Below are 14,610 nucleotides of genomic sequence, written 5' to 3'. Positions count from 1 at the left end.
TTATTCCCCTTCACTAAAAACACAAAGATTATTAATTTTCTTGCAATTCTTCTTTATTTTCTTGCAAATAACACAATAAATCTTTGCGTATATTTTTTAACCTCCCCTCAATCACTAAAAATAAAATTTTTTGTAAAATCTCCTTGCGCTTATGATTAGGAAAAACCAAAACATCTTTGCCATCAATCTCTAATTGCCCCAAAGAAAATACTTCATTATTTTTAAAAATCTCATTAAAATAATAGCTTTTTTGTAAATCTGACTCCAAAAAAACCTTAATCCATTCAATCTGATAATTTGCAAGCATTTTTTTTATCGCAATCTTATCTGTAAATAACTCTTTTTTTTGCCACTGCATAAACTGCAAAATCTGAGATTTATCTTTTTTACTATAGCTTAATTTTTCTAATTTTTTTCCATCTTCTAAAAGGATTGCGGCACGATGCAAAGGATTTTGAGGCAATTTTACATCAAAATCCATTTCTTCTCCAAAATAAATTTCAAAAATCTGCACAAATTCTTTTAATGCAAAAATAGGCTCTCTAGCCCCTAAAATCTTTTCCCATTCATTCTGGATTCTTTCTTTAGAAATATGATGTAAAAGTGGCGCATTTTTTAACATTGATTCTTTAGTTTTCTCTTCTACTTCTAAACCAAAACGAGCACAAAATCCCACTCCTCTCAAGATTCGCAAAGAATCTTCACCAAATCTCTCATCTGGCACCCCAATAGTGCGTAAAATTTTATTTTTTAAATCAAATCGCCCTCCAACATGATCAATAATTCCAAAATCCGGATGCCATGCCAAAGCATTAATGCTAAAATCTCTACGCAAAACATCTTCTTTTAAGGTCTTAGAAAAAAGAATAAAATTTGGTCGCCTAAAGTCCTTATATCCCCCTTCCTTTCTAAAAGTTGTAATCTCAAAAACCTGTTTTTCTAAAACAACTCCGATAGTGCCAAACCTAATCCCTACATCTAAAGTTTTTATACCATAGGAAGTAAAAACTTGTAACATTTCTTGTGGTGTGGCACTAGTTGTAAAGTCATAATCCTTAGGAATATTTCCAAGCAACAAATCCCTTACACATCCACCAATAAGGTAAATTTCATACCCTCTTAAAATATCAAAAATTTGAAAAATTGCTTGAGGAAGATTTTGGAATCTTTCTTGTAGCTGCATAATATTTTTGAAAAACCCCTGTTTTTTTGTATTATATCAGAAATTTTTTTTGAGAAAAAAGGATGATTATGGAAAAATGCCTTGTAATTTTTAGTGGTGGGCAAGATAGCACAACATTAGCACAATGGGCAAAAAAAAATTTTGATTCTGTGTCCTTATTAGGTTTTTTTTACCATCAAAAACATCAAATTGAACTAGAACAAGCCAAGATTATTGCTAAAAAATTAAATCTGGATTTTCAAATTATTCATCTTGATTTTTTTAATTCAATTTGCGATTCTGCATTATTTTCAAATACTATTTCAAATGTCAATGATGCCCACAAAACCCATCATAATCTCCCTGCATCATTTGTGCCAAATCGTAATGCAATGTTTCTTACAATCGCGCATTCTCTAGCACAAAAAATTCATGCAAACCACCTTGCAATAGGCGTATCAGAAGAAGATTATAGTGGATATCCTGATTGTCGTCTTGATTTTATACAAGCCATAGAAAAATCTCTCAATCTTGGCGCACAAACTCAAATACAAATCCACACACCATTTATTAAAATGACGAAAGCACAGGAATTTGCCCTAGCGCAAGAGTTGGGAATCTTAGAAATCATCTTAAAAGATACGCATACTTGCTATGAAGGAATACGCGATACATTGCATAATTGGGGATATGGTTGTGGAAAATGCAATGCCTGTATCCTTAGAAAAAATGCTTATGAAAAATTTTTATCTAAAGATTATTAGGATATAATCAAAATAAAAAACCATAATTACTATAATTTATAATCATTAAGGAAAAAAATGGATTTTAATAATATTTTAATGTTAGCTCCACTTGCTGGTTACACAGATCTTCCTTTTAGAAGTGTGGTAAAACAATTTGGTGCTGATATTACAGTAAGCGAGATGATTAGCTCACATGCACTTGTGTATTCCAATGAAAAAACACTTAAAATGATAGAGAAATCTCCTGATGAAAAACCCTATGCTGTGCAAATTTCTGGCTCAAAAATTGAAATTATAAAACAGGCGATAGAAAAACTAAATTTAGTAGATGGTATTGATATAATAGATTTTAATTGTGGATGCCCTGCACCAAAAGTCGCAAATCATGGCAATGGAAGCGGATTATTAAAGAATCTACCTCTACTTGTAAAACTTCTTAATACAATCAAGGAAACAAGCAACAAACCCTATAGTAGCGTTAAAGTACGCTTAGGTTTTGATCAAAAAATCCCTTTAGAAATTGCGCATGCACTAAAAGATGCTAATATAGATTATGTCGTTGTACACGGAAGAACTCGTACTGATGGATACAAAAAAGATAAAATCGATTATGAAAGCATTGCAAAAATTAAGAGTATTTTATCAATACCTGTAATTGCAAATGGGGAAATTACAGACTATCAAGTCGCACAAAAAGTACTCAATGAAACTGGTGCAAATGGACTTATGATCGGAAGAGCTGCAATTAGTTCGCCTTGGATTTTTTGGCAAATCAAAAACAAAACAAATGAAATCCCTCCTATTGTAAAAAAAGAGTTGGTATTAAAACATTTTGATGCTATGGTAAAATTTTATGGAGATAGAGGTGTTATTATGTTTAGAAAAAATCTTCATGCCTATGCAAAAGGGCATAGCGAAGCTACACAATATCGCGATCAGGTTAATCGCATTACTGATAAAAATATCATGCGTCAAGGAATCCAAGATTTTTTTAGCACTAATGCACTTATTGAACAAGATTTTCCACAACTTGTAACACTTAATAAAAAAAGTTCTTAAAAATGAAAAAGATTTTTTTATCCCTTTTGTATTTATGTGCTCTTCAAGCTGTAGAAAACCGTATTTTTACGGGTATAGGTTTTATTTTACCAACTACACTCAAAACAAGTTTTTCTCAAGTTGTTACCAAAGAGATAAATTCTTGCCCCGATAGTGTTTGTATAGGAGGAAAATCTAGTGCAAATTATCAAGGCAAAACTGCAAAAAATTCAGTTGGAATACGCTTTATTCTAGGTAATGAAACTTCCTTTGACCATCTAAAAATCTCAGGAATGCGATTTTATGGAACCATGGAAATCTCTCAAGCATCACTAGGTAAGCGTAATAGTAAAATCATCACAGAAGAAGCAAGAGATAAACAATATCAAACAATTACAAATAACAACAGCAATACTCCTGTAATTAAAAATGTTGATATGCTTAGCCCACGCACCCAACAAGATTTTCTTTTTTCCAATGCTTTGATGACTACCTTTAGCCTTAATCTTGATTTTTTTGCAAATCTCCCTATAAGCTATTTTATAAAAAAATATGTCAAAGAAGATTTCCCTTTTCTCTTTAATCTTGGAGTTTTTGCAGGTTTTGGAGCAGAAATTAGTCTCCTCAAAAGTCCTTACTGGATTAATGAAACTCTATATTCCAACCAAACAAAACCATTTTATGCATCTGGAAATGGTTTATTTATCAATCTTGGAGGACATCTTTATCTTACAAAAAAAGATCGCATAGAATTTAGTGTAAAATTACCATTTTATCAACTTTCTCACGAAGAATGGAATAACTATACAAAGCCGGGAGATAATATTTGGCAAGAGCAAACATTGCGACAAACTTTCCATATCAATAAAAAACCTGAATTTAAAATTTCCTATATTATGTATTTTTGATTTTTATTTAAAACTTAGGCTTTTATTTTTCTAAAACCAATCTCTTATCCTTGAGACGATAAACATAATCACACTCTCTAGCCAATGCTTCATCATGTGTTGCCAAAACAAGTGCGGTATTTGTTTTTTTAACATATTCAAAAATGACAGACATAACATTTTTTGCAGTATCATGATCCAAATTCCCTGTAGGTTCATCTGCAAAAATAATTTTTGGCTGTTTGCCTAAAACCCTAGCAATTGATACTCTTTGTTGTTGTCCTCCACTTAATGTACCTACATTTTGCTTCAAAATATGATCAATTCCAAAAGATTCTAAAAGAGATTTTTCAAGATGTGTGTTTGTTAAGAGATTTCCAATTTTTAAATTTTCCATTGCACTAAATCCCTTAAAAAGATAATGAGATTGAAAAATAATACCAATTTCATAGCGTCTAATTTTAAGCAATTTTTCTTGACTTAGCGAATAAATATCTTGATAATTTAAAAGATCTATCACACCATTATCTGGTTTTAGCATTGTTGAGAGATGACTTAAAATTGTTGATTTTCCGCTACCACTTACTCCTAAAATTGCTAAACTTTGCCCATAATCTAAAGAAAAATTTACATCATCATAAAGCATAGTTTCAAAACTATGTCTAAGAGATTTAAGCGTTAAAATCATTGTTTTATCCTTGAAAATAAAGTAGGAAAAATAATCATGGAATTAGAAAAATTTGCACTATGAAAAATTATGCTTCCATGTTTTCTTGCGCGATACTTTAGCAAAATTTGCTGAAAATAAGGCTCAATACTTGGAAAAAACCAAGCATTGTTACTGATCATAATGAGATATTTTGGATTACCTTGATAAAGCAGAGAAGAAGTTCCCTCATAGCAAATTGCATTTCTAAATTTTTGATTCTTAAGAATAAAATCTCTGGGAATCTGAGCAGATTCCAACCCTTCTTGTGCACCAAAAAATATTTTATAAAAATATTTTGCTAAAAAATCTGGCAATGGGATACGCTCACCAAATGGTGCCAATACAACTTTGTCAATAATCTCTACTTTATTATCAGTAAAAATATAGGTGCTATTATAACTTTTGTGATTTTCCAGTCGCATTCCACCAGTAATAATAACAATATCTTTGCTTAGATTCTTCAAGGCCTCCAGGATATAAGGTTGCATATTTAACGCCATTGGAAAAGCTGTTTCTGGTAATACAATTACTTCTTTTTTTTCTTTTTTAGCCTGATAGATTTTTTCAAAATTTTGCGCAATAATAGAATCGATAAAATCCCTATCCCAACGCGCATCTTGAGGAATATTTGTAGAACTTAAAGAAATTTTAAAAGGAATTTGATATTCTGTAAAAAAATTAGTATTAAAAATTGCTAAAACCAACAATAATCCAGCAAAGAAAAATTTTTTTATCGTAAAGTTTGCCAAAACAATCCCCGCAAGCAAAATACACAAAAAACTAAAATTATCTACACCAAAAATACTATATGCAAAAAAAGATTGTGGCAAAAACCAATCAAAATAAAAAGGATGCACATAACCAAGAAAATAAAGCATTATTGCTCTAAAAAAAAGATTTTCAACCCATAAAGTCAACCCTAAAATCCCCGCATAAATCAAAGCAACCCCAACACTCACAAAAGGCATTAAAAAAGGATAAGGGGAATAAAAAAAACTAAATCCTATCCAGTAAAATAGCAAGATTCCAACAAAAAATCCAAAATTAAATCTCATTTTTTTTGGAATCTTTAAAAACACTACAATACTAAAAATAGCAAAAATACTATTGCAAGCAATATAAATTTTTTCATATTCCAAAGAAAGTAAAAAAGCTCCACTTAAAATCGGTAAGCAAAAAAACAAAGCGAATAAAAAAGCTTGTAGATTTTTTACCCAAAAACTTATACGCAAATTCACCCCAAAACTCCACAAAGTCAAATATTTTTTGGTAGAATAGCACAAGTTTTTGTTTTGCACAATATTTAGTTTTACAGGCAGGGTAATGAATTATATTGACATTGTAATTTTAGTAATCATACTTTTGATAAGTTACAAAGGATTTTTTGACGGATTTATTCATGAGATTTCAGCACTCATAGGAATTGTTGCAGGAATATTTTTTGCTTCAAGATTGGCAAGCGACATGGCTATATTTTTCAATAGCCATGTCTATAATATACAAAGCCCATCTATCTCCATTATTTTAGGCTTCTTAATTGTTTTGGCATTTTTTTGGATTGGAATGTTAGCAATTGGTTTTGTTGTTTCAAAGTTCGTAAAATCTACTGGTCTTGGTTTCTTGGATCGTATACTAGGGTATCTATTTTCTTGCGTTAAGGTTTTTTGCCTTTTTTCTTTCATTATTTATGGAATTGTACAAATTAAATTTATCCAAGAAATTGATCTTGTAAAAACATTACCGAACAAAAGTAAGGTTTATAACGCAATGTTAGACACTGCAAAAATTATTATAAGTTTTGATAGTAAAGAAAAAATTATGCAAAAACTTGAAAAATTGTCACCTGAAGCATCAAAACAAATCAAAGATGGGGCACAACAAATACAAGAAACCATACCATCAATCATCAATCCCTCAAAATAGGAGAACTTATGTTTAGCAATCAATATATTCAACAACGATTAAGCAAAGCACAAATCTTACGAGATCATCAAAAAAATCCCTACGATAATCAAAGTAAAAAAACTATCACAAATATAGAGTTTATTCAAAAATTCTCTTATCTTAAAGATCAAGAAAACAACAAATTATTAGAACAAAAATTCTATGTCACAGGACGTGTAAAACTTTTAAGAATGATGGGTAAGGCATGCTTTATCAACATTGAGGATTCCAATGCAAGTATACAAATTTATGCTTCACAAAATGATTTACAAAATGATTTTGAACTCCTAAAAAAGACTTTAGAAGTTGGAGATTTTATTAATGTTTATGGCTATCCATTTGTAACTAAAACTGGCGAACTCAGTCTACATGCCCTAGAATACAGACTTCTTACAAAAGCAATAGTACCATTGCCAGAAAAATTCCATGGTCTCACAGATATAGAATTACGCTATAGACAACGCTATGTAGATTTAATTATGAATAAAGAAGTCAAAGAAACTTTTATTTTGCGTAGTAAAATTATCTCACATATTAGAAAATTTTTTGAATCTAAAGGATTTTTAGAAGTAGAAACCCCTATGCTTCATCCTATCCCCGGTGGTGCAAATGCAAGACCTTTTATTACCCACCACAATGCATTAGATGTTGATAGATATCTGCGTATTGCTCCAGAACTTTATTTAAAACGCCTTATTGTTGGAGGATTTGAAGCAGTTTTTGAAATGAATAGAAATTTTAGAAATGAAGGAATGGATCATTCTCACAATCCAGAATTTACAATGATTGAATTTTATTGGGCATATAAGACCTATGAAGATTTAATTCTTCTTACAAAAGAATTTTTTGCCTATCTTTTAGATGCTCTTAAACTCCCCAAAATTCTACAATACAATGAACATGAAATTAATTTTGAAAATTTTCAAGTCATTAGCTATAAAGATGCATTAGAAACAATCGGGGGCGTACCTAGAGAAATTATAGAAAATGAAAAAAAACTGCATGAATTTTTAGCACAGCATACAAAATTAGAACTCCCAATAAGCTATGGAAAACTGCTTGGTGAAGCATTTGATCTTTTTGTAGAAGAAAAGCTTATTAATCCAACCTTTATTACCCAATACCCTATTGACATTAGCCCGCTTGCAAGACGCAATGACAATAATCCAGAAATTGCAGATCGTTTTGAACTTTTTATTGGGGGCAAGGAAATTTCCAATGGCTTTAGCGAACTTAATGACCCTCTTGATCAACTTGAACGATTCAAACAACAAGTTAAAGCAAAAGATGCAGGTGATGAAGAAGCGCAGTATATGGATGAAGATTATGTATGGGCACTAGGTTATGGAATGCCACCTACTGCAGGACAAGGGATAGGAATTGATCGCTTAGTAATGTTATTAAGCAATGCAAAAACAATCAAGGATGTAATTTTGTTTCCTGCAATGAAACCCACAAAAACGCAACTTGATATTAATGAAAACACAACCAAATAAGAAAGGTGAAATTATGCAATATTATTTAGAAAAAACTGATGCAGAAGTATTTGCGAGTATACAAAAAGAATTTCAAAGACAAAACCATCACTTGGAAATGATTGCAAGTGAAAACTACACATTCCCAAGTGTAATGGAAGCAGTAGGAAGTATTTTAACCAATAAATATGCTGAAGGATATCCTGGTAAGCGATATTATAGTGGTTGTGAGTTTGTTGATGAAATTGAGAATATAGCAATAGAGCGTGCCAAAAAACTCTTTGGTTGTAATTTTGCAAATGTACAACCTCATGCTGGATCACAAGCTAACACTGCTGTTTATGCCGCATTACTCAAGCCTTATGACAAAATCTTAGGTATGGATTTAAGCCATGGTGGACATTTAACTCATGGTGCAAAAGTAAATGTGAGCGGCCAAACTTATCAAAGCTTTTTTTATGGCGTCGAGCTTGATGGTAAAGTTAACTATGATAAAGTTTTAGAATATGCAAAAATTGTTAAACCACAACTCATTGTTTGTGGCTTCTCCGCTTATGCTAGAGAATTAGATTTTAAAAAATTTAGAGAAATTGCAGATAGTGTGGGTGCTATTTTAATGGGTGACATAGCACATGTGGCAGGACTTGTTGTAGCAGGAGAATATCCAAATCCATTCCCTTATTGTGATGTTGTAACTACCACTACACACAAAACATTACGCGGCCCCCGTGGTGGTCTTATTCTTTGCAATAATGAAGAGATAGCACAAAAAATCAATAAAGCAGTTTTTCCTGGTACTCAAGGCGGTCCTTTAATACATATTATTGCGGGCAAGGCTGTAGGCTTTGGAGAAAATCTTAAACCTGAGTGGAAAATATACGCAAAACAAGTAAAAAATAATATCAAGGCTATGGCCGATGTACTACTAAAAAGAAACTATGACCTCGTAAGTGGTGGAACAGATAATCACCTAATTTTAATGAGTTTCTTAAATAAAGATTTTAGTGGAAAAGATGCTGATAGTGCGTTAGCAAATGCAGGAATCACGGTAAATAAAAACACTGTGCCTGGTGAAAAACGCAGTCCATTTATAACAAGCGGTATTAGAATCGGATCTCCCGCACTTACTGCAAGAGGCATGAAAGAAACTGAATTTATTTGGATTGCCAATAAAATTGCAGATATTTTAGACAATATTCAAGATATAGAATTGCAAAATTCTATCAGAGAAGAAATCTATGAACTTGGTCTAAAATTTCCAGTTTATGATAAGCCAATTTTTTAAAAAAATAAAAAAAATGAAAAATAAAGGCTATAATTTAATTTCATATAAAAAAGGAGTATAAAATGGAAGAGAAAGATTTTAACGAAATGTTGTTAGAGAACTCTAAACAATCACAAAAAACAAAAAATATTATTATAGGAATTGTTGCAATTATTGCTGTTTTAATTGCCGTATTGTTAATTTGGTCATTTACAAAATCTGATCATAAATTAGAAAATACAGAACAAAGCTACAATACAAATATTACAATGCCCCAAGAGCAAGAAAATACTGATTTTTTAGATCAGAATTTTGAAAATCTTACAGATACAGATATGGCAGAAACAAGTCTTGATAAATTTGTAGATGATATTAAACAAACAAATCAACAAGAAGAAAATTTACATAATATGCAACAAACTGAACAATCATTAGATACCACTATTCCTTCACAAGATATAATGCCAAATACAGCGCAAGTTTCACAAGATAACAATGTAAGCAGCAAGTTAGCCACACAAAAGAATATAGAAAAAGCTATTAGTGCCAAACAAACTATGAAACCAGTAAAAAAACCCACAAAAAAGTTTAGCCAAATTATTCCTGAACAAGCAACAAAAGGATCTTATTTGCAAGTTGGAGTTTTTAAGAGCATGCCAAATAAAAAATTACAAGCACTCCTTGAGCAACATCCATTTAAAGTTTTAGATATAGAGATAGAAAATCAAAAAGCAACAAAATATCTTATCGGTCCTTTCCAGACAAGAAAAGAAGCTAATCAATACAAAAAGGCACATGCTAGCTTAAAAGATAGTATCTATTTTGAAGTTAAATAAACTTCAAAATAGATGATAAATTGTTACACAAATAGCAAAAATATAGATACAAGATAATATGCTTTTATGCAAATGAGCTGTTATCTTCTGTATCAAATAAATTCCAATACTTACCCCCACAACAGCACTAATCCCAACAATCAAACCAATAGATAAAATATCGCTATCAATAACTTGATTTCTCCATAACGAAAAAGCCCCTGAGATTGAAGAGCAAACAATAAAAAATAAAGACAATGCACTAATATACTTTGTACTAAAACCTAAAAAATACATCAAAATAGGCATCATAATTAATCCACCACCAACACCCAAAGACACTGCAAAAATACCAGTAATTACACCTGTAAAAATCAAAATACTTGCATAACGCAATTGCGAAACAACTTCTTGATTTTTCCCTATTTCTACGGGCTTTTTTTTCAAGAATTTATAAAATGAAAAACACATTAAACATAAAAACAAAAAAGTAAGTTGTGTTTCACTCAAGACCTTCAAAACCATTCCACTAAAACTTGCACCAATTATACCTCCAAGGCCTAATAAAATACCATCTTTTAAGGAAAATAACTTTTTCTTATAGTTGATAATCGACCCCACAACAGAAGCAAACATCATTTGCAAAACTGATATACCAATTGCTTGCTGCACACCAAAACCTAAAGAAAGCATTATAGGAACTATAATAGTCCCACCACCCAAACCAAATAACCCTGAAGTGATCCCTGAGATCACCCCAACTGCTACATATAAAAATTCCATAAAAAACCTTAATAATTCAATAGGTTTTATTGTATATATTCTTTTTGAATACTTATATAATTTGCTACAATAACATAAAAATTTTAGGATTCTATGCAAAAAAATATCACAAAACTTGGTGCTGTCCTAAGACCAAATACTCCAAACATTACTTATTTATTCTCAAAAATTAAAGAAGATTTTGCAAAAGAAAAAATAGAAGTTATTTTGGAAGAAGAATCCCAACAAGAAACAATCAATACTACTTTCTTACCCTTTGAAACACTAGTCAAACAAGTAGATGCAATGATATCTATCGGGGGAGATGGCACATTAATTTCACTCTTAAGAAAATTGTACCCCTACTCTATTTCAGCATTTGGAATTAATATAGGAAACTTAGGTTTTTTAACTGCAATTAATCCATCTCAAAGTATTGAATTTGCCGCCGCACTCAGACAAGGAAGATATAAACTCAATGCCCACACAACTCTAGAGGCCTCTATTAACAATGGGCCCAAAAAAATTGCCATTAATGAATTTTTAATTTCAAAAAATAATCTTGTAAGTGGAATTTTAAAAATTCAAGCTTTTATTGATTCTGAAATTTTTAACACCTATCATGCAGATTCTTTGATTATTGCAACCCCTACAGGATCCACTGCTTATAATATCAGTGCAGGGGGACCGATTGTTTATCCTTTATGCAAAAATATTCTTCTCACACCTGTAGCTGCGCACACCCTCACCCAACGCCCCATGGTTTTACACGAATGCACTTTGCAATTTAAGATCAATATGCAAGGGTTTTTAATTATCGATGGACAAGATAAGATTCCTATCACCCCTGATGATATCACCACAATCAAAATTGCCCAAAATCCCAGTTATCTTTTACAAAAAGAAAATCGAAGCTACTTCCAAATCTTAAAAGAAAAATTTCAATGGGGACAGCAATGATTGAAAGTATTCAAATTAAAGAATCGCCGGTTTTTGAACACTTACAGATCGATTTGCACACAGGATTAAATGTTTTTAGTGGTGCTAGCGGTAGCGGTAAATCAGTTTTTATGGAATCTCTTCTTGCAATTTTTGGTATCAAAGATTCTAATGCTAAAAGTCTGCAGGCTATTTTGTCAAATCTTAAGGTAGATCTAGAGGATTATGACTTACAAAATGAGGAAGAAATTATTCTTAGCATAACAAAAAAAGATAAAACGCGTTATAATCTCCAAGGAAACTTTATTGCAAAAAAAACTCTCCAAGAACTCCTTTCTCCCGTAATCAAGCATATTTCCCTCAAAAATGCCACGGAACTACTTAGCGAAAATATTCTCAACACCTTTGATAATCTCATTAAAAATCAAGATCCATCATATCAGGATTCTCTCCTCTTAATGCAAGAAAATTACAAATCCCTCAAAGAGGTCAAACAACAATACCAAGCCTTGCTTGAAAAAGAAAAAAACATTCAAGATCTTAAAGATTTGGCTACTTTTGAAATCAAACAAATTACTAATATTAATCCAAAACTTGGAGAATATGAAGAACTCATTGCACTTAAAAAAACCTTATCAAAAAAAGAAAAGATTCAAGAAAAAATTCAAAATGCCCTACAAGCCTTTGAACATCTCGATAACATCCAAACAGCATTAGATGCTCTAGAAATTGATTTACCACATTTTTATGATAGTATATATGAAGCTAAAGGGATTTTAGAAGATCAAGAAAATAAAATACTTTCGCTTGATGAGATCAATCCCGAAGAACTACTCCAAAGACTTTCTGATCTCGCTTTACTTAATCAACGTTATGGAAGCATAGAATCTGCAATCAATCATCTACATATACAAGAGCAAAAGCTAAAAGATTATGAAAATATTAGTTTTAATAAAGAAAAATTACTCAAACAACAAGATGTTTTATCTAATAAGTGCCATCTTATTGCAAAAGATATCACAGCCTATAGAGAAAAATTTCTTCCTCTTTTTCTTGAAAAACTACAAACACTTTGCACAACTCTTAAGCTTCAAACTATACAAATCATCTTACAAGAATCTATACTAAATTCCACAGGAACGCAAGAAATCCAGCTAAAACTACACAACACCCCAATCCAAAATCTTAGTACAGGAGAATACAATCGCTTAAGACTAGCGATAATGTGTTTAAATTCAGACTTTAATCACAATACAGGAATCTTAGTGCTCGATGAAATTGATGCTAATCTAAGTGGTGAAGAAAGTGAAGGGGTAGCAAAAATTCTAAAAAAACTCTCTAGCTCCTACCAAATCTTTGCCATCTCTCATCAACCCCACCTCCCCGCACTTGCAGACACACACTATCTTGTATATAAAGAAGGGCAAAAAAGTCAGATTAAAATTCTTGATACATCTGGAAAAATTCAAGAAATTGCACGCATGATTAGCGGTTCAAACATTACTCAAGAAGCCTTAGATTTTGCTAAAAAAAGACTAGGGCTATGAAACTTAGTTTTTTAAAAAATATTGCTAAACTTTTTAAGGAATATCAGCAAATCCACCATATCAAGCGTATTAATGATAATCTTTTTAAACTCCAACTCCAACAAGATATTTTCTACCTTGATCTCAATAAATCTCAAAGTCAAATTTTTATAGGAGAAAATATTCTTAGTCAAAAAAACTATCATGCTCCTTTTGACTTAATGTTGCAAAAACTTTGCACAAAAGCAAGTATAAATGATTGCTATACCGATGGCAACAACAGAATATTAATTTTTTCTCTCACACAAAATAATGCTTATAAAAGCTATCATTTTTTCTTACATTTTGAATTTACAGGAAAATATACTAATGCAATCTTGGTGGATTCTAAACAAATTATTCTTGAAGCAATGCGTCATCTCAATAAAGATAAAAGTTCAAGAGAAATCAAAGTCAATCACACCCTAACACCACTTTTCCAAAAAAATTTTCACTACACTCCTGAAGAATATGATAAAGAAAAATTACTAGAAAATCTAAAAAATCATTATGTACAAATAATGCAAAAAAATCTAGAATCTAAAAGAAAAGCTATTTTATATTCTCTTGAAAAAAAGATGCAAAAATATAATCTCTTATTAGATTCTCTACCCTCTGAAATAAAACTTCTAGAAGAATCAAAAAAACTTTCCAATGACGCTACGCTATTACTTGCCAACCTTCATCTTCTCACACCCTATCAAGATAAAATCACACTACAAGATTTCATGCAAAACTATATAACACTATCTTTTGAAAAAAAATTTGCATCTCCACAAGATCTTGTCAATCACATGTTTAACCAGAGTAAAAAAACCTTGCAAAAAGCCAAGGGAATTAGCATGCAAAAACAAAATCTTAAAGATAAAATCCTATTTTTACACAAAGAAATTAGCTTTATTCAAGAAACAAAAAATTTAGAAAATCTTTTAATTTTACAACCTTCCAAAAAAAATCAAAAACAGGCACCAAAATTTGAAAGCTTCTTTATTGAGAATCATAAAATATCATTAGGAAAAAATCAAAATGAAAACAAACAACTTCTAGAAAATGCAAAAGCTAATGATATTTGGCTACATATCCGTGACATTCCCTCATCACATATGATTATCCATTGTGGAAAAAGCAAGGTTCCTCTACATATTATCCAAAAAGCTGGTGAGATTCTTGTAGGATTAGATTGCATTAAAAAAGGAAATTTTGCAGTCGATTATACATTAAGGAAGTTTGTAAAAATTAAAGAAAAGGCAAATGTGGTATATACAAAACACCAAACTTTGATGTATAAAAAGTAAGGATTTCTC

14 protein-coding genes are annotated in these 14,610 nt (G+C 31.1%); 10 read left to right on the top strand and 4 right to left on the bottom strand.

Annotated elements, in window-relative coordinates:
* Positions 1–31 precede the first annotated feature (31 nt).
* Positions 32–1,183: a CCA tRNA nucleotidyltransferase gene (locus LW133_RS02545; RefSeq protein ID WP_233076085.1), complete on the bottom strand. Its 1,152-nt coding sequence runs from the start codon at positions 1,181–1,183 to the stop codon at positions 32–34.
* Positions 1,184–1,245: 62 nt separating this feature from the next.
* Here LW133_RS02545 and queC point away from each other — a divergent pair, with 62 nt between their 5' ends.
* Genes queC through LW133_RS02530 form a run of 3 tightly spaced genes read left to right on the top strand, consistent with a single transcriptional unit; the run spans position 1,246 to position 3,854 of the window.
* Positions 1,246–1,926: a 7-cyano-7-deazaguanine synthase QueC gene (gene queC, locus LW133_RS02540; RefSeq protein ID WP_233076083.1), complete on the top strand. Its 681-nt coding sequence runs from the start codon at positions 1,246–1,248 to the stop codon at positions 1,924–1,926.
* 57 nt (positions 1,927–1,983) lie between these two features.
* A complete protein-coding gene (locus tag LW133_RS02535; RefSeq protein WP_233076081.1) occupies positions 1,984–2,967 on the top strand; it encodes a tRNA dihydrouridine synthase in 984 nt (327 codons plus the stop codon).
* Positions 2,968–2,969: 2 nt separating this feature from the next.
* On the top strand, positions 2,970–3,854 hold the full coding sequence (locus tag LW133_RS02530) for an outer membrane beta-barrel protein (protein WP_233076080.1): 885 nt from the start codon (positions 2,970–2,972) through the stop codon (positions 3,852–3,854).
* 22 nt (positions 3,855–3,876) lie between these two features.
* Here LW133_RS02530 and LW133_RS02525 read toward each other — a convergent pair whose 3' ends face one another.
* Together LW133_RS02525 and LW133_RS02520 are read right to left on the bottom strand one after the other, a co-directional pair.
* A complete protein-coding gene (locus LW133_RS02525) occupies positions 3,877–4,518 on the bottom strand; it encodes an ABC transporter ATP-binding protein (protein WP_233076196.1) in 642 nt (213 codons plus the stop codon).
* Positions 4,518–5,840: an apolipoprotein N-acyltransferase gene (locus LW133_RS02520; RefSeq protein WP_233076074.1), complete on the bottom strand. Its 1,323-nt coding sequence runs from the start codon at positions 5,838–5,840 to the stop codon at positions 4,518–4,520. The genes LW133_RS02525 and LW133_RS02520 overlap by 1 nt, the downstream gene beginning before the upstream one ends.
* A gap of 25 nt (positions 5,841–5,865) precedes the next feature.
* On the opposite strand from LW133_RS02520, the gene LW133_RS02515 reads away from it, so the two are divergent.
* The 4 genes from LW133_RS02515 to LW133_RS02500 all read left to right on the top strand — a co-directional run bounded on the left by LW133_RS02515 (position 5,866) and on the right by LW133_RS02500 (position 10,061).
* Positions 5,866–6,465 carry a CvpA family protein gene (locus tag LW133_RS02515; RefSeq protein WP_233076072.1) on the top strand — a complete coding sequence of 200 codons (600 nt, stop codon included), beginning with the start codon at positions 5,866–5,868 and terminating at the stop codon, positions 6,463–6,465.
* Positions 6,466–6,473: 8 nt separating this feature from the next.
* Positions 6,474–7,982, top strand: a complete 1,509-nt coding sequence (gene lysS, locus LW133_RS02510) for a lysine--tRNA ligase (protein WP_233076071.1) — start codon at positions 6,474–6,476, stop codon at positions 7,980–7,982.
* Positions 7,983–7,995: 13 nt separating this feature from the next.
* Positions 7,996–9,246 carry a serine hydroxymethyltransferase gene (locus LW133_RS02505; protein ID WP_233076069.1) on the top strand — a complete coding sequence of 417 codons (1,251 nt, stop codon included), beginning with the start codon at positions 7,996–7,998 and terminating at the stop codon, positions 9,244–9,246.
* A 62-nt stretch (positions 9,247–9,308) separates the two neighbouring features.
* Positions 9,309–10,061 (top strand): SPOR domain-containing protein, encoded by a 753-nt coding sequence (locus tag LW133_RS02500; RefSeq protein WP_233076066.1) that lies wholly within the window; start codon positions 9,309–9,311, stop codon positions 10,059–10,061.
* A 3-nt stretch (positions 10,062–10,064) separates the two neighbouring features.
* On the opposite strand, the gene LW133_RS02495 is transcribed toward LW133_RS02500, so the two are convergent.
* On the bottom strand, positions 10,065–10,823 hold the full coding sequence (locus tag LW133_RS02495; RefSeq protein WP_233076064.1) for a sulfite exporter TauE/SafE family protein: 759 nt from the start codon (positions 10,821–10,823) through the stop codon (positions 10,065–10,067).
* A gap of 93 nt (positions 10,824–10,916) precedes the next feature.
* Here LW133_RS02495 and LW133_RS02490 point away from each other — a divergent pair, with 93 nt between their 5' ends.
* The 3 genes from LW133_RS02490 to LW133_RS02480 are packed head-to-tail and all read left to right on the top strand — an operon-like array spanning position 10,917 to position 14,601.
* The gene (locus LW133_RS02490) at positions 10,917–11,762 is read left to right on the top strand and encodes an NAD(+)/NADH kinase (RefSeq protein WP_233076062.1); all 846 of its coding nucleotides are present in this window, start codon (positions 10,917–10,919) and stop codon (positions 11,760–11,762) included.
* Positions 11,759–13,288 (top strand): AAA family ATPase, encoded by a 1,530-nt coding sequence (locus LW133_RS02485; protein WP_233076060.1) that lies wholly within the window; start codon positions 11,759–11,761, stop codon positions 13,286–13,288. Before LW133_RS02490 ends, LW133_RS02485 begins: the two co-directional genes overlap by 4 nt.
* Positions 13,285–14,601, top strand: coding sequence for an NFACT family protein (locus LW133_RS02480; RefSeq protein ID WP_233076058.1), 1,317 nt, complete (start codon positions 13,285–13,287; stop codon positions 14,599–14,601). The genes LW133_RS02485 and LW133_RS02480 overlap by 4 nt, the downstream gene beginning before the upstream one ends.
* Positions 14,602–14,610 lie beyond the last annotated feature (9 nt).

The sequence above is a fragment of the Helicobacter anatolicus genome (assembly GCF_021300615.1).
Taxonomy (GTDB): domain Bacteria; phylum Campylobacterota; class Campylobacteria; order Campylobacterales; family Helicobacteraceae; genus Helicobacter_H; species Helicobacter_H anatolicus.
This window is presented reverse-complemented; position numbering and strand designations above follow the sequence as displayed.